19 protein-coding genes are annotated in these 21,829 nt (G+C 39.5%); 11 read left to right on the forward strand and 8 right to left on the reverse strand.

Annotated features, from left to right (window positions below):
• Positions 1-5 precede the first annotated feature (5 nt).
• The 3 genes from C8P64_RS01925 to C8P64_RS01935 all read right to left on the reverse strand — a co-directional run bounded on the left by C8P64_RS01925 (position 6) and on the right by C8P64_RS01935 (position 2,853).
• Positions 6-1,256, reverse strand: a complete 1,251-nt coding sequence (locus tag C8P64_RS01925) for an OmpP1/FadL family transporter (protein WP_108170368.1) — start codon at positions 1,254-1,256, stop codon at positions 6-8.
• Between the two features lie 121 nt (positions 1,257-1,377).
• Positions 1,378-2,139 carry an alpha/beta fold hydrolase gene (locus C8P64_RS01930; protein ID WP_108170369.1) on the reverse strand — a complete coding sequence of 254 codons (762 nt, stop codon included), beginning with the start codon at positions 2,137-2,139 and terminating at the stop codon, positions 1,378-1,380.
• The gene (locus tag C8P64_RS01935) at positions 2,140-2,853 is read right to left on the reverse strand and encodes a pyridoxine 5'-phosphate synthase (RefSeq protein WP_108170370.1); all 714 of its coding nucleotides are present in this window, start codon (positions 2,851-2,853) and stop codon (positions 2,140-2,142) included.
• A gap of 89 nt (positions 2,854-2,942) precedes the next feature.
• Here C8P64_RS01935 and C8P64_RS01940 point away from each other — a divergent pair, with 89 nt between their 5' ends.
• The 8 genes from C8P64_RS01940 (at position 2,943) to murI (ending at position 10,909) form a co-directional block, all read left to right on the forward strand.
• A complete protein-coding gene (locus C8P64_RS01940; RefSeq protein WP_108170371.1) occupies positions 2,943-3,599 on the forward strand; it encodes a CBS domain-containing protein in 657 nt (218 codons plus the stop codon).
• Positions 3,600-3,602: 3 nt separating this feature from the next.
• A complete protein-coding gene (locus C8P64_RS01945; protein ID WP_108170372.1) occupies positions 3,603-4,487 on the forward strand; it encodes an NAD kinase in 885 nt (294 codons plus the stop codon).
• Positions 4,488-4,587: 100 nt separating this feature from the next.
• Complete coding sequence (gene porG, locus C8P64_RS01950) at positions 4,588-5,286, forward strand: type IX secretion system protein PorG (RefSeq protein ID WP_108170373.1); 699 nt, start codon at positions 4,588-4,590, stop codon at positions 5,284-5,286.
• On the forward strand, positions 5,287-6,027 hold the full coding sequence (locus C8P64_RS01955) for an isoprenyl transferase (RefSeq protein ID WP_108170374.1): 741 nt from the start codon (positions 5,287-5,289) through the stop codon (positions 6,025-6,027).
• Between the two features lie 7 nt (positions 6,028-6,034).
• Positions 6,035-8,656 carry an outer membrane protein assembly factor BamA gene (gene bamA, locus C8P64_RS01960; protein ID WP_245889638.1) on the forward strand — a complete coding sequence of 874 codons (2,622 nt, stop codon included), beginning with the start codon at positions 6,035-6,037 and terminating at the stop codon, positions 8,654-8,656.
• Between the two features lie 31 nt (positions 8,657-8,687).
• The gene (locus C8P64_RS01965; RefSeq protein WP_108170376.1) at positions 8,688-9,497 is read left to right on the forward strand and encodes an OmpH/Skp family outer membrane protein; all 810 of its coding nucleotides are present in this window, start codon (positions 8,688-8,690) and stop codon (positions 9,495-9,497) included.
• A gap of 36 nt (positions 9,498-9,533) precedes the next feature.
• On the forward strand, positions 9,534-10,043 hold the full coding sequence (locus C8P64_RS01970; protein ID WP_108170377.1) for an OmpH/Skp family outer membrane protein: 510 nt from the start codon (positions 9,534-9,536) through the stop codon (positions 10,041-10,043).
• A gap of 71 nt (positions 10,044-10,114) precedes the next feature.
• Positions 10,115-10,909, forward strand: a complete 795-nt coding sequence (gene murI / locus C8P64_RS01975; RefSeq protein ID WP_108170378.1) for a glutamate racemase — start codon at positions 10,115-10,117, stop codon at positions 10,907-10,909.
• On the opposite strand, the gene C8P64_RS01980 is transcribed toward murI, so the two are convergent.
• Positions 10,906-11,958, reverse strand: coding sequence for a PorP/SprF family type IX secretion system membrane protein (locus C8P64_RS01980; RefSeq protein ID WP_108171245.1), 1,053 nt, complete (start codon positions 11,956-11,958; stop codon positions 10,906-10,908). The genes murI and C8P64_RS01980 overlap by 4 nt on opposite strands.
• A gap of 61 nt (positions 11,959-12,019) precedes the next feature.
• Here C8P64_RS01980 and C8P64_RS01985 point away from each other — a divergent pair, with 61 nt between their 5' ends.
• Positions 12,020-12,937: a NifU family protein gene (locus tag C8P64_RS01985; protein WP_108170379.1), complete on the forward strand. Its 918-nt coding sequence runs from the start codon at positions 12,020-12,022 to the stop codon at positions 12,935-12,937.
• Positions 12,938-12,994: 57 nt separating this feature from the next.
• Here C8P64_RS01985 and C8P64_RS01990 read toward each other — a convergent pair whose 3' ends face one another.
• Positions 12,995-15,265, reverse strand: coding sequence for an inorganic phosphate transporter (locus tag C8P64_RS01990; RefSeq protein ID WP_108170380.1), 2,271 nt, complete (start codon positions 15,263-15,265; stop codon positions 12,995-12,997).
• A gap of 182 nt (positions 15,266-15,447) precedes the next feature.
• Between C8P64_RS01990 and C8P64_RS01995 the strand changes: the two genes are divergently transcribed.
• Positions 15,448-17,496: a thioredoxin domain-containing protein gene (locus tag C8P64_RS01995; protein WP_108170381.1), complete on the forward strand. Its 2,049-nt coding sequence runs from the start codon at positions 15,448-15,450 to the stop codon at positions 17,494-17,496.
• A gap of 68 nt (positions 17,497-17,564) precedes the next feature.
• On the forward strand, positions 17,565-18,428 hold the full coding sequence (locus C8P64_RS02000) for a mechanosensitive ion channel family protein (protein ID WP_108170382.1): 864 nt from the start codon (positions 17,565-17,567) through the stop codon (positions 18,426-18,428).
• 4 nt (positions 18,429-18,432) lie between these two features.
• On the opposite strand, the gene tsaB is transcribed toward C8P64_RS02000, so the two are convergent.
• From tsaB to C8P64_RS02015, 3 genes are read right to left on the reverse strand one after another with little or no spacing between them, the layout of a single operon-like run.
• Positions 18,433-19,092 (reverse strand): tRNA (adenosine(37)-N6)-threonylcarbamoyltransferase complex dimerization subunit type 1 TsaB, encoded by a 660-nt coding sequence (gene tsaB, locus C8P64_RS02005; RefSeq protein WP_108170383.1) that lies wholly within the window; start codon positions 19,090-19,092, stop codon positions 18,433-18,435.
• Positions 19,093-19,103: 11 nt separating this feature from the next.
• Positions 19,104-20,387 carry an efflux RND transporter periplasmic adaptor subunit gene (locus C8P64_RS02010; RefSeq protein WP_108170384.1) on the reverse strand — a complete coding sequence of 428 codons (1,284 nt, stop codon included), beginning with the start codon at positions 20,385-20,387 and terminating at the stop codon, positions 19,104-19,106.
• A 4-nt stretch (positions 20,388-20,391) separates the two neighbouring features.
• Positions 20,392-21,828 carry a TolC family protein gene (locus C8P64_RS02015; protein ID WP_108170385.1) on the reverse strand — a complete coding sequence of 479 codons (1,437 nt, stop codon included), beginning with the start codon at positions 21,826-21,828 and terminating at the stop codon, positions 20,392-20,394.
• Position 21,829 lies beyond the last annotated feature (1 nt).

Genomic DNA, 21,829 nt, shown 5'->3' on the forward strand with positions numbered 1-21,829 from the left:
TCTCATTAAATTTTAATTGTTACACCTAGACCAGGAACAAATGCACTTGATTTGTAAGTTCCTTCAAAAGGCACATTCTGACCGTTCTCCTGATAGTAATCGTATGATTCATCTATATCCTTAAATCTACTGTAAAGGAAAGAAGCATCTATCGCAATTTTATCTGTTACATTTACGGTAAGACCTCCTGTAAAGTTGTTCGAATCATTTCTTGGGGTTTCAGGAGCAAAATATCCTGATTGTACCGGAGACTCATCAAAATAATAACCGGCTCTTAAAACGAAAGTTTCATTCGCGGCATATTGAAGACCAAATCTGTAAATAGAAGCGTCTTTGTAATTTCTTGGGTTCTTAGAATCAGGAATGTTAGGGTTTGCCCAATCTACATCCAGAGACTCATAAACATCCCAGAAAGTACGGTTATAATCAAAAGCAAATAACCACTGGTCATTTAACTGGTAAGACGCACCAATAGTAAGTTCAGCCGGAAGCGGTAATGTAGCATCGAACTGAGTATCACTAAAAGGAGTTAAAGGAGAATTAGGGATATTTTCAAAATCTGCATCCCCGCTCTCAGCTTCTACCAGGATCTCTGAACGGTAGTTAACACCAATAGTCAAACTATCAATTGGTCTCCACATTGCTCCTGCAGACCATCCCCAGGCGCTAACACCAGAAGCATCGATAGTTACGTTGGCACGGTCACCATCAAGGTCGGTAAGAGTTCTGTTAAGGTTTCTATTGAAATTAACCGATCCACTTACGTAGATAGGTCCACCACCTACAGAAAGATTATCTGTAATCTTATAAGAAGCTAACGCCTGCACATAAATTGCAGCAAGCTCAATATCATTAACAAGGTGTGATCCTGCCCAGTCTTTTTCCCAGGCAACAGAGCTACCATAAGGAGTATAAGCGGCAAGTCCCACACTAAATTTTTCGCTTAGTTTGTAAGAGAAGTAGGCGTAGAACGGGGTTCCCACAGGGCTATCTGTTCTAGCGGTTTGACCAAATTCTTCATTTTGCCAAACAACATCAGAAAATACGGCACTCGCACCAACTGCAACATTAATCTTGTTTTCAAGGAAAACCAGTCCGGCCGGGTTAAAAAAGGCCAATTCCGCATTATTTACCACTGCCACTCCAGTGTGTCCCATAGCAAGTCCACGTTGACCTTGTAGACTTACCCTGTAACCACCGGCATAGGTTGTAGCCGTGGCCAATAAAACCAGGCCAAGTAAAAATAGTCTTTTCATAATTTAATTAGGATTATATTTAATATGTCTTAAAAAGCTTGCGCCAAAAATAGCATAAAATAGATATTATGCAACATTTCAACAGTATTTATTATGCATACATAATAAATTTAGAAAGATTTTAAACAAATCTCATTACTGCCTCGTAGAAGTCCTTCATATTTTCAGCGTGCACCCAGTGCCCGGCATTTTTAATTTCCTTGATTTTAGCTTTAGGAAACTGCTTTTTGATATCAGCTTCATCCTCTGGTCTTATATAATTGGAATTCTCTCCTTTTATAAAAAGAGTATCACCATGGTAGGATCTATCTGCCGGCAGAGCCTCCCCTATGTTCTCGATATTTGCTTTTAGAGCATCAAGATTGAGCTTTAGAGACAACTGCTCTTTGGTTTTCCAGTAAAGATTTTTGAGTAAAAATAATCTTACACCGGTTTCGGGTATATATTTTTTAAGAAAGTCCTCAGCATCTCCCCTGGAAGTGAGTTTGGCTTCATCCAGAGCGGTTAGACCTGCTAAGATCTCCTGGTGGTGTGGAGCGTAATATTTTGGGGCTATATCTACAATGATCAGTTTTTCCACTAAGCCTTCATTTTCACAAGCGGTAAGCATTGCTGTCTTCCCTCCCATGGAATGCCCCAGAAGAATGATATTTTCTAAATTCTTCGATTCACAATATTCTTTCACATCCGCAGCCATTAATTCATAAGAAAACTCATCGCTATGCAAGCTTTTCCCATGATTACGAGCATCTATTAAATGTACCTGGAAACCATCTTTGGCGAATTGCTTGCCTAAGGTCTTCCAGTTATCACTCATTCCTAAAAAACCATGAAGGATGAGGAAGGGCTTACCTTCTCCAAGAACTGTAGAATGTAATTCCATCTATTTTAAAAGTTTTAAATATTCGTGAATAGTTTTTTCAAGACCGAGGTAAAGAGCCTCCGATATCAAGGCATGACCTATAGAAACCTCCGCTAAATGAGGAACATTATCCTTAAAGAACTTTAAATTCTCCAAAGAAAGGTCGTGACCGGCATTCACTCCAAGCCCCAGTTTGTGAGCTAGTTCAGCACATTCGGCATATGGCTTAGCAGCATTTTTATCTCCTTTGGCATAATTAACTGCAAAGGCCTCGGTATATAATTCAATTCTATCTGCCCCCGTTTCAGCGGCGCCTTCAATGAATTTTTTCACCGGGTCCACAAAAATGGAAGTTCTTATTCCATGCGATTTGAATAGAGCGATCACATCTTTCAAATAATCCTTATGCTTTATAGTATCCCAGCCTGCATTAGAAGTTATAGCATCTTCAGCATCTGGCACTAGAGTAACCTGGGCAGGCTTAGCTTCCAGAACAAGATCTATGAATTGCTGAATAGGTTTTCCTTCAATATTGAATTCGGTAGTAAGCACCGGTTTTAAGTCCTTAACATCGGCATACCTTATATGTCTTTCATCTGGCCGTGGATGTACTGTAATCCCTTCAGCACCGAAAGATTCGATTTTTCTGGCCGCTTCTACCACATTTGGAACATCACCTCCACGAGCATTTCTCAAGGTGGCTATTTTATTGATATTGACACTTAATTTAGTCATTTCTTCCTTGTTTTATTAACAAAAATACAAAGTGCAGTCTGCTTCAATGAATTTTATTTTGATTAATTTGCAGAAAAGGAAATGAAAAAATGAGTTTGAAAAAACACATATTGAATGATGTAGGAATTTTAAGTGTTTCTGATAAGATCGGGGACGTCCAGGAATTATTTAATCAATTAACCTACACACATCTGCCGGTAGAAAGCGAAGGCATTTATGTTGGTTGTATCTCTGAAAATGACATCAGATGCTTCGAAAATGATAAAACCCTGGATGATTATCGCTATGCTCTAGAAGGCTTTTTTATGAGAGAAAGCAATTACTGGCTGGACAGCCTCGAGGCATTTGGGCAAAATAACTGCAATATCCTACCAGTCTTGGATGATAATAACAATTACCTGGGCTATGTAGAATTGAACGAGATGATCTCCTTATTTAAGGAAACTCCGTTCTTACACGAGCCAGGAAATATCCTGGTAATAGAAAAAGCATTTAAAGACTTTACTTTTGGAGAGGTTAGCCAGATCGTAGAATCCAATAACGCCCATTTATTAGGAGCCTTTGTTTCAAAAATGGAAGATGACATGGCCGAGATCACAGTTAAAGTTACTCCGTCTGGAATGAACGAGATCATCCAGGCCTTTAGGAGATACGGCTACCTTATTATTTCTGAACATCAGGAAGACACCTTCAATAAAAATCTCAAGGATCGCTCACAATACCTTGACAAATACCTGAACATATAATTTATGAAAATAGGCATTTACGGTCAGTTTTATCATACCAATGCTGCAAAATACATAGGCCAGCTTCTGGAACTTTTAGATCAGAAAAATATTGAAGTTTTAATCGAAGAAGATTTCCTGAAATTAATCCACAGCAATAATAGCATTGAAAAAGACTACGACCACTTTAGTGCCTTTGAAGAGCTGGATAATTCGTACGACCTATTTTTCTGTATAGGAGGTGACGGGACCATTCTTAAATCCATTAATTATATCCGAAACCTTGATATCCCTATTGTCGGCATCAATACAGGTAGACTTGGCTTTCTTGCCACAATCCAGAAAGAACAGATAGAAAGTACCCTGGACGAAATACTGGAAAAGAAATTCACTTTATCTCCCAGATCTGTTCTAACTATCGAAACAAATCCGAAAAATTTTGATCCGGTTTTTTCACATATCGCGCTCAATGAGATTGCCGTGAGCAGAAAAAACACCACTTCCATGATCACGGTAGACACCTGGCTGGACGATCAATTTTTAACATCTTACTGGGCCGATGGCCTTATAATTTCTACCCCTACCGGTTCCACCGGCTATTCGCTTAGCTGTGGAGGTCCTGTGATCACACCAGATGCAGACTCCATAGTAATTACACCTATCGCACCGCACAACCTTAATGCCAGGCCTCTGGTAATTAAAGATCACACCAGGATCAAGTTAAAAGTTTCCGGTCGCGAGAACACACATTTGGTATCGATGGACTCGAGAATTGCCACCTTAGAAAACGATACCGAGATCATTATTACAAAAGCACCCTACACGATTAATTTTGTTGAATTAAGAGAAGATAGTTTTTTAAATACTCTTCGAAAAAAATTGCTTTGGGGTGAAGACAAGCGGAACTGAGCAATAAATACTTTCAAAAACTGTTTATTATTATGCACAAATCTGCTCAAATTATTGCAGAGCAAACAGAATTGTTATATTTGCAAACTTTTGAAAACCTATGAGGTACCTTATCGCATTTGTAGTGATGGCATTTTTTACAATAACCACATACTCGCAAGAAGTCGAGGTTGGAGTTTTTGCCGGAGGTGCAAATTTTATTGGTGATGTGGGTCGAACTAATTATATTCTGCCAAATACACCGGTAGGAGGTTTGATCGCAAAATGGAATCGAAGCAGCAGGCATGCTTTAAGATTAACCTTGCTATATGCAGAGATCGCTGCAGATGACACAAAATCTTCAGACACCAGAAGGCAACAGCGAGGCTACTCTTTTGAAAACACCATCGCCGAAGCTTCTTTAGGATTGGAATTCAATTTCTGGGATTTTGATCTTACCGACCCATTACCCCAAAGTACGCCGTATCTTTACACCGGTATTACCTATTTCAGGGCAGACCACGTTTGGTTAAAGAACGGAAGAGCCAACAACCTGGTGAATGAAGGGTCTAACTTTGAATTTGCCATACCTATGGTTATGGGATACAAAGAGGCGGTCACCGAGCATATCATAGGTGCATTCGAAATTGGGGCAAGGTACACGCTTACAGACAACCTGGATGGCAGCTGGCCAGAAGAGTACCTGGGGCGCAGAGAACCCTCCGCCGAGTTTGGAAATAGAAATACTAATGACTGGTATGTATTTACCGGCATAACGTTCACATTTACCTTTGGCCGAAAGCCATGTTATTGCTTTTAAATGAATTATAAAGACAATTTAAACCTTGATAAATTACCTGAGCACATTGCCATTATTATGGATGGTAATGGTCGCTGGGCTAAACAAAAAGGTTTCCTGAGAGCTTCTGGGCATAAAGAAGGCACAAAAGCGGTTAGGGATATTGTTGAAGGCTGCGCTGAAATTGGAGTGAAAAATCTTACTCTTTATGCCTTTTCTACGGAAAACTGGAATCGACCCAAATTAGAGGTAGATACCCTGATGAAACTCCTGGTTTCCTCTTTGAAAAAAGAAATGAAAACCCTGCAGGATAATGAGATCAAGCTAAATTCTATAGGAAACATTTCCAATTTACCCACGAAAGCAAAAAAAGAATTGTTAGATGTTATTGAAAAAACATCTGGCAACAAGCGCATGACCCTAACCCTCGCTTTAAGCTACGGTAGCAGGGAGGAAATCACGAATTGCATCACTCAGATCGCTGCAAAAGTAAAAAGTGATGAATTAACCCTTGATGCAGTTGATGAATCCGTTATAAATGAGCATCTTTACACCCGAAATTTACCAGATGTAGATCTTTTGATCCGCACTAGTGGTGAACAGCGCATTAGCAACTTCCTATTATGGCAGATTGCTTATGCCGAATTGTATTTTACGAAAATCTTATGGCCAGACTATAGAAGAGAGGACCTTTTTGAAGCCATATACAACTATCAAAACAGAGAAAGAAGATTTGGAAAAACAAGTGAGCAACTCAGTTAGTGCATTCATGACGAAAAAGATATTTACGCTTTTTGCATTTTTTTTCATATTCAGTATAGCTGCCAAAGCACAGGACCTACCCCTTGGAGATTCTAAAAAATATACTATTGGAGATATAAAAGTCACCGGAACCACCACTTATAACGAACAAACGGTGATTGCCTATACCGGTTTAAAAGAGGGTGAGGAGATCTATATTCCCGGAGAGAAATTAAGGGATGTGATCAACAAACTTTGGAAACTGGACCTGTTTAGTGATATCAACTTTTATATCACCAATGTAGAAGGTAATGTTGCCGATCTCGAACTGGAGATCCAGGAAGTACCTGTTTTAAATAATGTAAGTTTCTCTGGAATCAAAAAGAAAAGCGAAAGAGAAGATCTTATAGATGAAAACAACCTAAAACCAGGTATTAAGGTCACAGAAAACCTCATCACTACTTCCAAAAACTACATAGAAAACAAATACAAAAAAGAAGGATACTTCAACGCCAAAGTAGACATTAGAACTTCTGAGGTTTCAGATACTGCCAGTACTAATAAGGTGAACATGGTAGTAGATATCAAGCAAGGCGACAGGGTAAAGATCTCAGATATAGAATTCGTAGGAAACGAAGAATTATCTGATGCCAAGCTTAAGCGTAACATGAAGAACACCAAGCAAAAGAACCTTTTCAGGTTCTGGAAGCGTTCTAAGTTCGTAAGAAATGATTACCAGGCAGACAAAGAATCTATTATAGACAAATACAAAGAAGAAGGTTTCAGAGATGCCCGAATAACTTCAGACACCCTTATCAAAAAGGACGAGGAAAATATCGCGCTTCAATTAAACATCGAAGAAGGAAACCAATACTATATTGGGGAAATAGATTTTCTTGGAAACAGTGCTTATACAGACTCTCAGCTTAACCGGTTCTTAGGAGTTAAGAAAGGTGATGTATATAATGGTGTTCTTCTGGATGAAAGAGTTCAGGGAAGAGAGCCTAATAAAACTTCTATCGCTAACGAATATCAGAACAACGGATACTTATTCTCTAATATCGACCTTGTAGAAACCAACGTTTACAACGATACTATCGATTTTGAGATCAGGATCGTTGAAGGTAAAGAGGCTTATTTCGATGAAATTAGAGTAACCGGAAACGACAAAACAAAAGATCACGTTATTTACCGTGAACTAAGAACCAAACCGGGACAAAAATACAGCCAGGAAGCTGTAGTAGCAACGGTTCGTGAACTTGGTGCCTTAGGTTTCTTTGATGCGGAGCAGTTAAATCCTGAATTCGTAGATCCAGATCCTAGAGAAGGTACTTTAAGTTTGGAATACCAGGTGGTAGAAGCAGGAGCCAGCCAAATCGAACTTCAGGGAGGTTACGGTGGTGGTGGTTTCATTGGAACCCTTGGTCTATCGTTCAACAACTTCTCTATTCAGGGATTATTCGACAAAGATGCTTACAGACCAATCCCAATGGGAGATGGTCAAACGCTATCATTAAGAGCACAGGCCAGTACTTTCTACCAGACCTATAGCCTTTCCTTTAGAGAGCCATGGTTAGGAGGTAAAAGACCGGTAAGTCTTTCAACTTCATTTAGCTATACAAGACAATTCCTGTATGATTATGTGGAAAGAGAAGCTGATAAATCCAGAAGCTTTGATATACTTGGAGTAAGTGTTGGACTAGCAAAAAGGCTAACCGCACCAGACCAGTATGTAACTGTTTCTAACGTGGTAGGTTTCCAGAGATACGACCTTAATAATTACAACACCGGGTTATTTACATTTGGTGATGGGCATTCAAACAACCTGTATTACCAATTAGGAATTACCAGAGACAACACAAGGGTAAACCCGATCTTCCCAACCGGAGGTTCTAAATTCGCCTTTACCGCTAAACTAACTCCACCTTACTCCTTATGGAATGGAGTAGATTACGGAGATCTGGAGAACCAGGATGAGTATCAGTTAAGAGATGATAACGGAAATCTTATAGACCAGCAGGGTAACAGGGTAACTCCTGAAAACTCGGTTCCAGATCAGGAAAAAGTAGACCAGAAGAAATATAACTGGCTTGAATTCTATAAGATCAAATTCGCCGGAACCTGGTATACCAACCTTTTCAGCTTTGGCCCAAGTAGCAACCTTGTTTTAAGAACGCATGCTGAATACGGTTTCCTTGGAGCTTACAACAACGAAAGAGGTGTGCCTCCATTTGAAAGATACTATCTTGGTGGAGACGGTCTTGGAGCATTTAGCCTTGATGGTAGAGAAACCATACAGTTAAGAGGTTATCCAAACCAATCTGTAGTACCAATAGACAGACCTGCAGATGATAGAGATGATGGTGCTACTATCTATAACAAATATTCACTGGAGTTAAGATTCCCAATTACTTTGAAGCCTGCTGCATCGATTTATGCCCTATCGTTTTTAGAGGCCGGTGCTACCTATGACAATTTTAGAGACTATAATCCGTTTCAATTAAATAGATCTGCGGGAGTTGGACTAAGAATCTTTATGCCAACCTTCGGGTTATTAGGTATTGACTTTGGATATGGATTTGACGAAATTGTTGGTCAACCAGGTCCAAATGGATGGGAAACACATTTTATCATTGGCCAGCAATTTTAATTTGGCATGATATTTTCTATATTCGATCTAGATGAAAAAAAGAGTATTTACCATTTTAGCGATTGCAGCCTTCGGCCTTACATCGGTCACGGCGCAAAAAACCATTAGACTTGGTTACATCGACATGGAATATATTCTTGAAAATGTTCCGGAATATCAGGAAGCATCAAGACAATTAGACAACAGGGTTCAGGAATGGAAAGTTGAAGCTGAAGCAAGATTGCGCAAGGTTGAAGACATGAAGACCAGGCTGGACAATGAAAGAGCTTTGCTTACTAAGGAACTCATCGAAGAAAGAGAAAGTGAAATAGCCTATATGGAACAACAGGCTATGGAATATCAACAAAACAGGTTTGGCCCGAATGGTGATTATATGATCCAGAAGAAACAACTGGTTAGGCCAATCCAGGATCAAGTGTTCACTGCCGTACAGCAGATCGCTGAAACCAGAAACCTTGATTTTGTTTTTGACAGAACTGCAGATATTGGAATGATATATGCAGATAAGCAATACGATGTTAGCGAAAGTGTTCTTAGAACCATTAAAAGAACCGCTAATCGTGAGCAGCTGGAAACAAAAGATGAGATCAAAGAACTTGAAAAAGCAGAAGACCGTACTGTAGAGCAGGATGCTGAGATCACCAAAAGAGAAGAATTGGTGGAACAGCGCAAATCAGAACGAGAAGAATTTATAGAGGCCAAAAAAAGAGAAAGAGATTCTTTAAAGGCCGCAAGACAAAAAGAATTTGAGGAGCGGAGAGCTAAAATTCTCGCAGAAAGAGAAAGAAAAAGAGACTCCATCCTTAAAGCAAGAGAGAAAAAGAACGATACAATAAATTAAATTTTTAACCTTAAATTAAACTTAACGACGATTACAATGAAACAATTCAGAACACTTTTTATAGCTTTAGCTTTGACGATTGGCGCTACTGCTTTTACAAATGCACAGTCTAAAGTTGCCCATATTGCTACTCAGGAGCTAGTACAGGATCTTCCAGAGTATAAAAGCGCGATGGATCAGCTTCAAAAACTTGAAAAGACTTATGATGCAGAAATAAAAGATATGTTATCTGAGGCTCAAAGCACTATGCAACGTTACGAAGCAGAAGCTAATACAAAGTCTGAAGAAGAGAACCAGAAGCGTGCTACAGAATTACAGGCTGCACAAAGAAGAATTCAGGAACACAGCGCTAAAGCAAGACAGGATCTTCAAAAGAAAGAAACTGACCTTCTTAAGCCAATCCTTGAAAAAGTTCGTACTGCGATCCAGAAGGTAGCAAGAGCAAAAGGATATGACTATGTTCTTGACTCTACTACAGGAACAGGGGTTCTTCTAGCTGATGGGTACAACCTTATGCCAGACGTAAAGAAAGAATTAGGAATGTAATTGATTCCTTTTATCAATAAATTTAGAAAACTGCGTACATATTTGTACGCAGTTTTTATTTTTACACCTATATGAACGATCCCAGACCTATTGGCATTTTTGATTCGGGTGTTGGCGGCACCTCTATTTGGAAAGAGATCCACCAGTTATTACCTAATGAGAAAACCATTTACTTATCTGATAGTAAAAATGCTCCTTACGGAATAAAAACTCAGGAGGAGATCATCGGGCTTTCCATAAAGAATACTGAAAAGCTCTTAGCGATGAATTGTAAGATCATCGTGGTTGCCTGCAACACTGCTACCACAAATGCGATAAAAGTGCTGCGATCGTCTTATAAGGTCCCTTTTATAGGGATTGAGCCCGCCATAAAACCTGCTGCACTCAAAAGCACCAATAAGGCAATAGGGATTCTTGCCACCAGAGGTACTCTTACAAGTGAACTTTTTACCCAGACTTCAGAAATTTATGCGCGTGACATCAATGTCATTGAAGTTGAAGGAAACGGACTGGTAGAATTGATTGAAAGTGGGAAAAAAGATTCTGAAGAAGCCGAAACCCTGGTGAAGCAATTATTGAAACCAATGCTATCTGCCGAGATAGATTATCTCGTGCTTGGCTGCAGTCATTACCCCTACCTGATTCCTTTATTAAAAAAGATCCTACCAGAGAATGTAAAGATCATAGATTCTGGAGAAGCCGTAGCGAGGCAAACCAAAGCTATACTGCAGGAAAATGGATTATTAAATACAAATGAAGGGAATTACCAAATCCCGGAGTTTTACAGTAATATAGATCCTGAAGTATTGTCGGGAATAATTAGCGCTAAAGAAAACAACTATAAAGTTTCCAGACTGGACTTTTAGTTATTAATGGCAGGACATTTACAGTCGTAACGTTCCCTGCTTTCCCCAAAATTATATCCTAGGGTTATCTGGTGGAAACCACCATTACTCAGAACCAGTGAATTCAGCTGGTAGCTATAGGTATATCCTAAAACAAATTTCTTATAATTTACCCCGATGAATGGGGTAATATATCTTAATTGCTGGCGATTTACCTCTTCCCCACCTGTAGTGAACTCAGAACTCTCAAAACTATTCCTGTAAGACAAACCTCCCCAAATACTATTACCATCTTCAAGTTCATAATAGGCTTTCACATTTCCATCTATAGCCATTTCACTGGTAGCTTCCCTTGCCTGGAATAAAATAGAAGGCTCAAAGCTCCATGGATCGTTTGGATTCAAGGAAAATACATAACCTGCGGAGAAAAGATACTTTCTCATATTACTGGGCACAGCATCTGAATAAAATAATTCACGATTTACCAGGAGAATATTTTTCACAGCAAAATGGAAATATAGATCACTTACGTAATAAGAGATCCCGAAATCCATGTTTCCGAAGATATCGGTATTGCTGTCCCCCAATAAAGGATCAAATTCCGTAAACCCGCTAGTGTCAAGCCTGTGCTGAATAGCTCCTATGCTCAAACCGAATGATAACTGATTGAGATCTGCAGTACTTCTTGAAAACATTAGGTGATAAGCGAAGGTCGCGTAAGCTCCGGTCTTGGAATAATTTCCGTTCTCATCTCTAAAAGCAATTCCGCCCAAACCTATCTTCTGCCCTACCCGGGTATTGTATGAAAGGGTTTGTAAGTTAGGAGCATCCTCCACGTCGAACCACTGGAGTCTTCCGGTTAGCCGAATCTGGTCATAATTTGAAGCTCCTGCCATTGAAGGATGAAGCAAGTAAAGATTGTCGGTAAGATAGTCTGAATAGGTTGGAATGACCTCCTGAGCCTTTAATGCAGAATTATTAAAAAATAATATCGACACTAAAAACAAAATATACTTTAACCTGAAAAAATGAAAATTAAAGCAAGGATTTAAATGTTTAGAACTAGTCATAAAGGCTGTAAATATATGTATTACCTTGATTTTCTTTAGTATTTTTGCCAAAAATTTTGAGATGAAAGATTTCACTATAAATATTGTTCCAACAACTACGGCGTCAATTGTAAAATTTGAAGCTGATAAATTCCTGACCCGTCACGAAAACTATGAATTCAAAAACATAGATGAAGCGGCGAAATCTCCCCTTGCCCAGCAATTGTTCTATCTTCCGTTTGTTAAAACGGTTTATATCGCTCAGAATTTCATAGCGATAGAAAAATATGATATTGTTGACTGGGCAGATGTACAGGAAGAAGTTGCCGAACAGATCAAAACCTACCTAAACAAAGGCGGTGAAGTTATAAAAGAAACCAAAGCTCAATCGGGAAAAGTACCGGTTACTGTTTACGCGGAAAGCACACCGAACCCTGCGGTAATGAAATTCGTTGCCAATAAGAAACTGGTTCTGCATGCAGCTGAATTCAAAAATATTGATGACGCTAAAGATGCTCCCCTGGTTCAGAAACTTTTCCATTTCCCTTTTGTGAAAGAGGTATTTATAGACGAGAATTATGTTTCTATACAGAAATACGATGTAGCTGGATGGGAAGAGATCACTATGGAATTACGTGAATTTATCAGGAATTACCTGGAAGAAGGAAACGAAGTTCTTACCAAGGAAAGTGTTGAAACTTCAAAATCTGCTAATGCAGAGATCGCCGAAACCAAGAAGGTAGATTTCGAGAATATGGATGACACCTCACAACAGATCGTGGCTATCCTTGATGAATACATCAAACCGGCTGTAGCCAGTGATGGTGGTAACATCCTTTTTGACAGCTATAATGAAGAAAATAAAACCGTAAAGGTTATACTACAGGGAGCCTGCAGTGGTTGCCCATCTTCTACCATGACCTTAAAAAGTGGGATTGAAACCATGCTTAGGGACATGTTAAGAGGAAAAGTAGAATATGTGGAGGCTGTTAACGGCTAAGACTGACAAAAAATCCAAGAATAAAAAAATCCCTTTTTAAAAGGGATTTTTTTATTCCTAATAAGTCGTGGTTTTCGCTTCGTTATAGAATTCCTGGAAAAGCTGCAGCAGACTCATTGTTGAACCAATAAGGTCTTTTGTTTCCAACAGTATTCCAAAATATAATTTTGTATTCTTAGGGCTCGATTCTGAAGTCCGGATCCTTTGTATCTGTTTTTGAATAAGATCACTTACATATTCCATAAGATCCTGCTTCTCGCTAAGAAGATTATCTATATTCCCAAACTCATGATTATCGAAGGTTTCGGTGATCTCATCAAACAGGATCTGCATCTTGTCATCTACCTTTTTAAGATCCCGAATTTGATTGAATTTAAGATTCTTGTGGTTGTTATGCACGTGGTTATAACTGTTCCTGGTAATAAAACCAATAGACTGCACCATATCCTGTAAATGGTCCAGCGTAAGTATATAGAATTTGCTCGCTTCTACCGAATCTTCATCCAGCGATTTAATGAAATAGAAGATATTATCTTTTAATTCATCTACCTCTGTCTCCAGTTTTTCTATCCTCTTATAATTCTTCTTGAGTTTGCTCAGGTCATAATAACCTAGTTGATCTACGGTCCTGGAGTACATCTTATTAATACCTCCAATCACATTGGAAATATTTTCAGAGGTTTCTGAAGTTATCTCGTTAATCGTGATGATATCACTCTTTTTAAACTTCTTCCTGGTCTTCTCTTCTTTCGCCTTTCTGGAATGCAGGATTCCGCTTCTCACTACCAGAACAAGAGCAACGATGATTAGAACTGCCAGGGCAATGGTTCCTCCAAAATAAATGATACTGGCAAAGATCGCGGCGGCAGTGAAGGCAACGATTGCGGTTACAAACCAACCGCCAATTACATTAAGAACACCGGCAACCCTGTAAACAGCACTTTCTCTATCCCAGGCTCTGTCTGCCAGTGAAGTACCCATCGCTACCATAAAAGTCACGTAAGTTGTAGAAAGTGGAAGCTTCATGTTGGTACCAATAGAGATCAATACACTCGCCACCACCAGGTTTACTGAAGCCCTTACCATGTCGAAGGCGGGAGCATCAAATCTTTTGCTTCTGGAATGCGCTGAAGGTTTATCGAATTTGTTTTCGATCTTACTCCGCATTCTTTCTGGAAGTACCGTAGTTACGGCATTTCCAAAAAGAACTGAATATCTTACAATTCCACGGGATAACCAGTTAGGTTCAAATCTTTCTACCGCATCTCCTTGCCTGGAAAGATTGATCCCGGTATCTACCACCGATCTTGCCTTACTGGAAAACCAAAGCGTAATTACCATCACCGCTCCAGCCGCGATAAGAAGAATTTCTGGCGTTGGCACGCTTCCGGAAAGACCGGTCATGGAAAATTCTGATGGCAAAACTCCGGTAGCTGTATTAGCCGTTTGCCAGAGTTCGAAAGACTGCCAGGCGGCAATAGGAACTCCTATGAAGTTCACCAGGTCATTTCCGGCGAAAGCCAGAGCTAAAGCAAAGGTACCTATGATAATAATGGTTCTAAGGATATTGATCTTTAAAACGCTCATTAGAAATTGAGAAATTCCCGTAAATAAAACCAGACCTATTAGAACGATAATGACCGTATGTGTGTTCACATAATCCATGGTCTCCTGGGAGATATAAGGCACACTCTTCATCCCCTTTATGAGAATAAAATAAAGGATCGCGGTAAGAGAAAGCCCTCCAAAAATAGAACCTACATATTTCATTTTTCTTTCGAACTGAAAGGAGAATACAAGACGGGAAATATATTGCACGATCGCGCCCACGAGAAAAGCGATCACCACAGCCATAAGAATACCTACAATGATCTCGGTCGCTTTTGCTGTATTTATATAATTGGTAAGAGCAGAAAGATTGCCATCTCCCTGGGTATAAATTTTAATCGCGGCCATACAAACGGCAGCACCAAGCAATTCAAAAACTATGGAAACGGTAGTTGAAGTTGGCAAGCCTAAAGAATTGAAGAAATCTAATAAGAGTACATCGGTGATCATAACTGCCATGAAGATGATCATGATCTCTTCGAAGTAAAATTCGCCCGGTAAAAAAATACCCTTTCGGGCAACTTCCATTAACCCACTGGAAAATATCGCTCCAACTGCCACCCCAATACTTGCAACTATCATGATGGTTCGCATGGAAACTGCTTTTGAACCGATAGCAGAATTCAGAAAATTGATAGCGTCATTACTTACTCCAACAACTAAATCTGTGATCGCAAGGGCAAAAAGTGCCACGAGCATTACGATGTAAATATCTTCCATAAACAGGTCAATTATCAACCGTTAAAATTGTTGTTTTTTTAATTAACTGGCTGAGCTTTAAAGTTATTAAAAGATTAATAATACAAAACGCATTTCAGATTACTTTGATATTATACTAATTTTAGGGTTTTAGGCTGGTTTTTGGCCTCTTTCCTCAATACCTTTAATTCTTAAAATTGCTTATGGATCAAAAATCGGCTGAATATACCAATGACCTTATAAATGAGAGCAGTCCTTACCTGCTGCAGCATGCTCATAATCCCGTGAACTGGAAGGCCTGGAATGATACTGCCCTGGAAAAGGCTCAGGAAGAGAACAAACTGTTGTTGATTAGTGTTGGCTACTCTGCCTGCCACTGGTGTCATGTGATGGAGCATGAAAGTTTTGAAGATGAAGAAGTCGCCGGGGTGATGAATTCGAATTATATATGTATTAAGGTAGACCGGGAAGAAAGACCAGATATAGACCAGGTCTATATGAATGCTGTACAGGTGATGACGGGAGCCGGGGGCTGGCCCATGAACGTGGTTGCTTTACCAGATGGCCGGCCGGTTTGGGGAGGCACGTACTTCAGGAAGGAACAATGGAAAGATGCCTTAAAACAGATCGCCCACCTTTACGAGACACAACCGGAGAAGCTTGTGGAATATGCCGAAAAACTCGAAAATGGCTTGAAGCAGATCCAGATAGTTGAACCTAACCAGGACTTTCATGGATTTCATCGGGACTTTTTTCTCCCGGTCATCGAAAAATGGAAACGCTCCTTTGATCCTAAAAATGGAGGTTACCAGAGATCTCCAAAATTCATGATGCCGAATAACTTCGAGTTCCTAATGAGATATGCTCATCAGAATTCAGATAAAGAGCTAATGGATCATTGTATTTTAACTTTGAACAAGATCTCCTGGGGTGGGGTCTATGATCCAATCGAAGGCGGATTTTCAAGATATTCTGTAGACGAAAGATGGCATGTACCTCATTTTGAAAAGATGCTTTATGATAATGCCCAACTTGTTAGTTTATATTCTAAGGCTTATAAGATCACCCGGAATGAATGGTATAAAGAAGTGGTTGTAGACACTCTTAAATTCATAGCAAATGAAATGACGGACTCTTCCTATGCATTTTACTCAGCCCTTGATGCAGACAGTCTGAATGAAAAAGGAATAAAGGAAGAGGGAGCATATTACGTCTGGACCAAAGACCAATTACAGGAAATCCTTGGAGATGATTTCCCCCTATTTTCTGAATATTACAATATCAATAACTACGGAAAATGGGAGGAGAAAAATTATGTTCTAATCAGGACCAAAGAGCTCGATACCATCGCCACAGAATTCAACATATCGTTAGATGAACTGAAAAGCAGCATCAAGGAATGCCATAAGAAACTCAGAGTACAGAAAGCTAAAAGGGAAAAACCTGGCCTCGACGATAAGTCGCTGACCTCATGGAATGCGATGATGATAAGCGGATATTACCAAGCATATAAAGCTTTTGGAAATGAGGATTACCTAGTGACAGCTGAAAAAAATGCTGATTTTATTTCGAATCAGCAATTTCAAAAGAACGGTCGTTTATACCATAGTTATAAAAATGGGAAAAGCAGCATCAATGCCTATCTGGAAGATTACGCCTTCATGATATCTGCCTTTTTGGACCTTTATGAATCTACTTTCGACCCAAAATACCTGCAAAAGTCTGAGGAGCTAATTGAAATAGTTGATCAGGATTTTTATGATGAAGCTTCCGAACTATACTTTTTTACTTCGGTAAAAGACCGGCCCTTGGTTACTAAGACCATCGAGATCAGTGATAATGTCATCCCGGCTTCGAATTCAGAAATGGCGAAAAACCTTTTTAGGTATGGTAAACTAATTGGTAAAACCAGTTATATCGATAGGGCAGAAAAGATGCTTCAGAATATCACAGATAAGATCCCTGAATATCCCCAATCTCATTCCAACTGGTTAAACCTGATGATGAATTTCTGTTATCCGTTCTATGAAATTGCGATAACCGGGGAAAATTTCAGAAATAAAGCTTCGTATTTCCAGCAAAAATATCTCCCCAATACGGTTCTCGCGGCAACGAATAAAGATACAGACCTGGCGCTTTTAAAAGACCGGTTAGTAAAAGGAAAAGATCTCATTTATATTTGTAAAGAAGGTAGTTGCCAGCTTCCGGTAGAATCAGAAACCGAGGCTACACAACTGATTTCGGAAGTTTAACATAAATTAAACAAGAAATAAGCTCTATTTTTTTAGAATAGAGGCTTTATAATTAACTAACACAAAATATGGAAAAGCTAAATGATTATAGCGATATCGCTAAGGAGTATGCAGGTAAATTCATAGATTACTTACCTACACTTGTTGGTGCTATTGTTTTACTACTTGTAGGATTATGGGTTATAAAACTCATCGTAGGATACCTTAGAAAATTATTCGACAAGAAGGATTACGATCCTACCCTGGAAAAATTCACCTTGAACGCAGCAAGCTGGGGCTTAAAGATCATCTTATTTGTTCTGGTTATTACACAGCTAGGTGTTGAAAGTGCTTCCCTTGTGGCCGCAATTGGTGCCGCAGGTTTGGCTATTGGTCTTGCACTGCAGGGATCTCTCTCCAATTTAGCAGGAGGTGTGCTTATCATTGTCCTTAAACCTTTTAAAGTAGGTGATTGGATCGAAGCGCAGGGAGTTTCTGGTAGCGTGGTAGAGATCTCTTTGTTCTATACTAAAATAGATACTTTCGGAAACCAGCGAGTTGTTGTTCCTAACGGTCAGTTAAGCAATGATAATATCACTAACTACAGCTATAACAATACCAGAAAAGAAAACCTCACTTTTGGAATCTCCTATGATGACGATATTAAGAAAGCGAAAGAAGTACTTACTAATATGGTAATGGAACAGGAAAATGTTTTGAAAGACCCTGCACCACAAATCATAGTGCATTCACTTGGTGACAGCTCGGTAAATTTCTCTGTAAGATATTTTGCTGAATTGGCGAATTTCTGGGATCTGCACTGGTATATGATCGAGGAAGGTAAAATAAGACTGGAAGAAGCAGGAATGACCATTCCTTATCCTCAAAGAGATGTTTACTTATATGATCAAACAAAAATGAAAGGTACAGTTAGGGAAAAGCAATCTGAATAGTTTGCTAACCGGCTATAAAGTCTTTTAAGTAATAAGGCTCAAAGTAAGCGACATCTTCGGTGTCGCTTTTTTGATGTTTTAATTCGGCTATTTCAGCCATTTCTTTAGCTGAAGGATATTGCTGAGTATGGAAAACGGCATTTGGATGTTTGCAGATTTCTTCAAATTTCGCTACCCCGTTTCCTATAAAATGAACTTTAGATTTCTCCAGGTATTCAACAAAGGCAGATTCATCCAGGATCTCAGCCTGAGTATCCCTTACCTGCTCCAGATTTGAATTATAAACTGCAGAATATACTTCCATCCTCCTGGCATCCAGCATGGAAATTATTATTCCATTTTCAGCTTTAAGTTTTGCGGCTAGAAGATCAAGAGTTGGCACTGAGATTAGAGGAAGATCCAGTGAGTAGCAGAGCCCCTTAGCAGATGAAACCCCAATTCGTAACCCTGTATAGGAGCCCGGCCCTTTGCTTATGGCAATTGCATCCAAATCTTTGGTGGTAACACCAGCTTCCTGCAAAACTTCATTAATAAAAACATGAAGTTTTTCTGCATGAGAATAGTTCTTGCTGTTATCTTCTTTTAAAAACAACAGTTTACCATCCTTAGCTAAACCCACAGAACAATTTGTGGTCGCAGTTTCAAGACATAAGATAAGTGCCAAATCGCCTAAATTTATTCAGTTTCCTTTTCCTCTTTACCTTCTTCCTTAACCTCTATCTCGTCTCCAGAATCAAGGCTTTTGGTTACGGTACTGTATGGCCCGGTGATCACAACATCGCCATCTGCAAGACCTTTGGTGATCTCGATATGCGAATCATCCTGTATACCGGTTTCCACAACGCGAAGTTTAGCTTTTTTACCATCTTTTACAAATACACATTCAAACTTTTCTTCACTTTCGTCCTCCTGCTTAATTTCAAAAGGTTTTTTGGTTGAAGTCGTATCGCTTTTAATTACAATTGAACTAATCGGTACCCCGATAACGTTCATTCTTTTATTAGTAATAATATCTACAGTAGCCGTCATTCCAGGTCTGAAGGGGGAATAATTCTCCGGTTTCCCTTCCATAAGATCTGCATAGGATTCTTTAAGGATCCTCACCTTTACTTTGAAATTGGTAACCTGGTCTGTAGTTAGTGTATTATCTGCTGTATTTGAAATTTCAGTTACGATACCCTTAAACTCCTTACCTAAATAGGCATCAACCTCAACAATGGTAGAATCACCTACCGATACCTTCACGATATCATTTTCATTTACATCTACCTCAACTTCCATGTTATCAAGGTTGGCAACACGAAGAATTTCAGTACCTGCCATTTGCTGGGTTCCCACTACCCTTTCTCCCAGCTCGGCATCTAATTTAGAAATGGTCCCAGTCATAGGAGCATAGATATTGGTACGGGCAAGGTTATCCTGTGCCTCGGTCACGGTCGCGGCACTACTCTGCATGCTGAAATAAGCAGATTCCTTGTTTGCCTCGGCCATTTCGTAATTAGAAACGATCCCATCCCATTCGGCCTTAGAGATCACTCCTTTTTCAAAAAGCTTTTTATTTCTGTTATAATCTGCCTCAGCTTGTTTTAGATTCGCCTGGGTCTGGGCATAATTAGCTTTAGAATTCTGGTAACCTGCTCTCACTCTTTGCAGGCTTGACTGGTAAATATCAGGATTAATTCTAACCAAAAGATCACCTTTCTGTACCGCCTGTCCTTCCACTACGGGAAGTTCTATGATCTCCCCGGAAACTTCAGAAGAAAGCTTTACCTCAACTTCGGGTTGAATTTTTCCGGTGGCTGAAACAGTTTCAGTAATATTTATAGGTTCAACCTTGGTGATCTCAACATTCTTTACATTCGCCGAGCTACCAAACCAACCTGCTTTTTTACCTATTACCAATAATACAACCAAGGATACGATCACCCCAATGATGATGAATAGTGTCTTTTTTTTCATTTAATTAGAATTTTAAATCCCTTACCGGAATTCCAAAATATAGTTCAACTACTTTTAGTTTGAAAATATAATCATATTTAGCTCTTAGAGCTTCTCTTTGCGTATTTTCATATCTGATCTTAGCCTGGCTAAAATCGAAAGCATTCGTCAGGCCAACATCATAGCGCTCTGTAGCGTATTCAAAAGCTTTCGCCTGGGCTTCTGAAGCAACCAAAGCGGCTTCGTAAGCTTCAAAAGCTCCGTTAGCATCTGTATACGCCTGGTATACATTTGCTTCCAGATCAAGCTCTGCCTGCTCTAATTGATATTCGGCACGTTTAACGTTCACTTCATTTCTACGAACTTGGTTTCTTGTGGCGAAACCATTCAGGATCGGCACGTTTAACTGGAAACCATAAGTAATACCGTCGTTGATATATAACTGATCAAAGAATGGACGAGCTGACCCCAAAACCGGGATCGTATTTCCCGTTAACACCTGTTGATTGGTACCTTCTACAAATCCAATGGTACGGGTTGGGTTATTAGGATCAACTTCAGAACCTATAATTCTATCCTGCCCTGTTTCCCTGGTATTATAATTAAAGAATGCGTTCAGCGTAGGTAGGTATGCTCCTCTTGAGATTTCAACATCCTTTTCAGCCAATTCCATATTTGCTTCGGCTATTTTGATCTCAGAACGTTCTTCTTTCGCCTTTTCGATCACATCATAAACCGAATTTGCAAGGATCTCATTTCCGAAGATATCATAATCCCTGTCTACGATATCGAAATTCTGATAATCCTTGATCGCTAATGTTTGAGCTAGGCTGATCAAAGAAATCTGGATCTGGTTTTCGGCAAGGATCATTCTTTGTTTTTCATCTGCCATGGTCGCTCTTATTTCAAGAAGGTCCCCTTCTGGCAAGACACCGGCATCTACAAGATCCTGGGTTCTTCCCAATTGTTCCTGAGTGATCTGGTTTTGAGCTTTTAATACTTCCAGGTTCTGCTTATTGAATAGAACCTGCAGGTAAGCATCTGCTACAAAAAGGGTGATATCATCCCTCATCTTATCCAATGAATATTGGTTTGAAAGTCTTGATATTTTCGCCCTTTGAAGCTGTTTAAAGTTTCTTAGACCATCAAAAAGAGTAAGCCCGGCAGTTACACCCGCAGAAAAGTTCCTAACGGTTTGATTTACCAGTATCCCTGTGGTAATACTTTGAGTTAAACCCGTGTTCCAGGCATTGGTCGCCTGTGCGTTTATATTCGGAATAAAATTTCCGATGGCATCGCGTTTTTCTATGTCTGAAAGTTCGACATCCAGCTCAGTTTGTTTTACCTGGATGTTATTTTCTAACGCGTAATTCACGCATTCTTCCAGGGTCCATTCCTTCTGCTGCGCAGTAAGAACGCTGGAAAAAAGCAATAGTGTGGCTAGTAAGCAAAAATTCTTCATA

Origin of the sequence: Christiangramia gaetbulicola (genome assembly GCF_003054225.1) — a bacterium.
Taxonomy (GTDB): Bacteria; Bacteroidota; Bacteroidia; order Flavobacteriales; family Flavobacteriaceae; genus Christiangramia; species Christiangramia gaetbulicola.

What these genes read in the sequence shown, in the direction of transcription:
- C8P64_RS01925 (WP_108170368.1), bottom strand. Translation starts at nt 1,256, where the DNA reads ATGAAAAGACTATTTTTACTTGGCCTGGTTTTATTGGCCACGGCTACA.
- C8P64_RS01930 (WP_108170369.1), bottom strand. Translation starts at nt 2,139, where the DNA reads ATGGAATTACATTCTACAGTTCTTGGAGAAGGTAAGCCCTTCCTCATC.
- C8P64_RS01935 (WP_108170370.1), bottom strand. Translation starts at nt 2,853, where the DNA reads ATGACTAAATTAAGTGTCAATATCAATAAAATAGCCACCTTGAGAAAT.
- C8P64_RS01940 (WP_108170371.1), top strand. Translation starts at nt 2,943, where the DNA reads ATGAGTTTGAAAAAACACATATTGAATGATGTAGGAATTTTAAGTGTT.
- C8P64_RS01945 (WP_108170372.1), top strand. Translation starts at nt 3,603, where the DNA reads ATGAAAATAGGCATTTACGGTCAGTTTTATCATACCAATGCTGCAAAA.
- porG (WP_108170373.1), top strand. Translation starts at nt 4,588, where the DNA reads ATGAGGTACCTTATCGCATTTGTAGTGATGGCATTTTTTACAATAACC.
- C8P64_RS01955 (WP_108170374.1), top strand. Translation starts at nt 5,287, where the DNA reads ATGAATTATAAAGACAATTTAAACCTTGATAAATTACCTGAGCACATT.
- bamA (WP_245889638.1), top strand. Translation starts at nt 6,035, where the DNA reads ATGACGAAAAAGATATTTACGCTTTTTGCATTTTTTTTCATATTCAGT.
- C8P64_RS01965 (WP_108170376.1), top strand. Translation starts at nt 8,688, where the DNA reads ATGAAAAAAAGAGTATTTACCATTTTAGCGATTGCAGCCTTCGGCCTT.
- C8P64_RS01970 (WP_108170377.1), top strand. Translation starts at nt 9,534, where the DNA reads ATGAAACAATTCAGAACACTTTTTATAGCTTTAGCTTTGACGATTGGC.
- murI (WP_108170378.1), top strand. Translation starts at nt 10,115, where the DNA reads ATGAACGATCCCAGACCTATTGGCATTTTTGATTCGGGTGTTGGCGGC.
- C8P64_RS01980 (WP_108171245.1), bottom strand. Translation starts at nt 11,958, where the DNA reads ATGACTAGTTCTAAACATTTAAATCCTTGCTTTAATTTTCATTTTTTC.
- C8P64_RS01985 (WP_108170379.1), top strand. Translation starts at nt 12,020, where the DNA reads ATGAAAGATTTCACTATAAATATTGTTCCAACAACTACGGCGTCAATT.
- C8P64_RS01990 (WP_108170380.1), bottom strand. Translation starts at nt 15,265, where the DNA reads ATGGAAGATATTTACATCGTAATGCTCGTGGCACTTTTTGCCCTTGCG.
- C8P64_RS01995 (WP_108170381.1), top strand. Translation starts at nt 15,448, where the DNA reads ATGGATCAAAAATCGGCTGAATATACCAATGACCTTATAAATGAGAGC.
- C8P64_RS02000 (WP_108170382.1), top strand. Translation starts at nt 17,565, where the DNA reads ATGGAAAAGCTAAATGATTATAGCGATATCGCTAAGGAGTATGCAGGT.
- C8P64_RS02010 (WP_108170384.1), bottom strand. Translation starts at nt 20,387, where the DNA reads ATGAAAAAAAAGACACTATTCATCATCATTGGGGTGATCGTATCCTTG.
- C8P64_RS02015 (WP_108170385.1), bottom strand. Translation starts at nt 21,828, where the DNA reads ATGAAGAATTTTTGCTTACTAGCCACACTATTGCTTTTTTCCAGCGTT.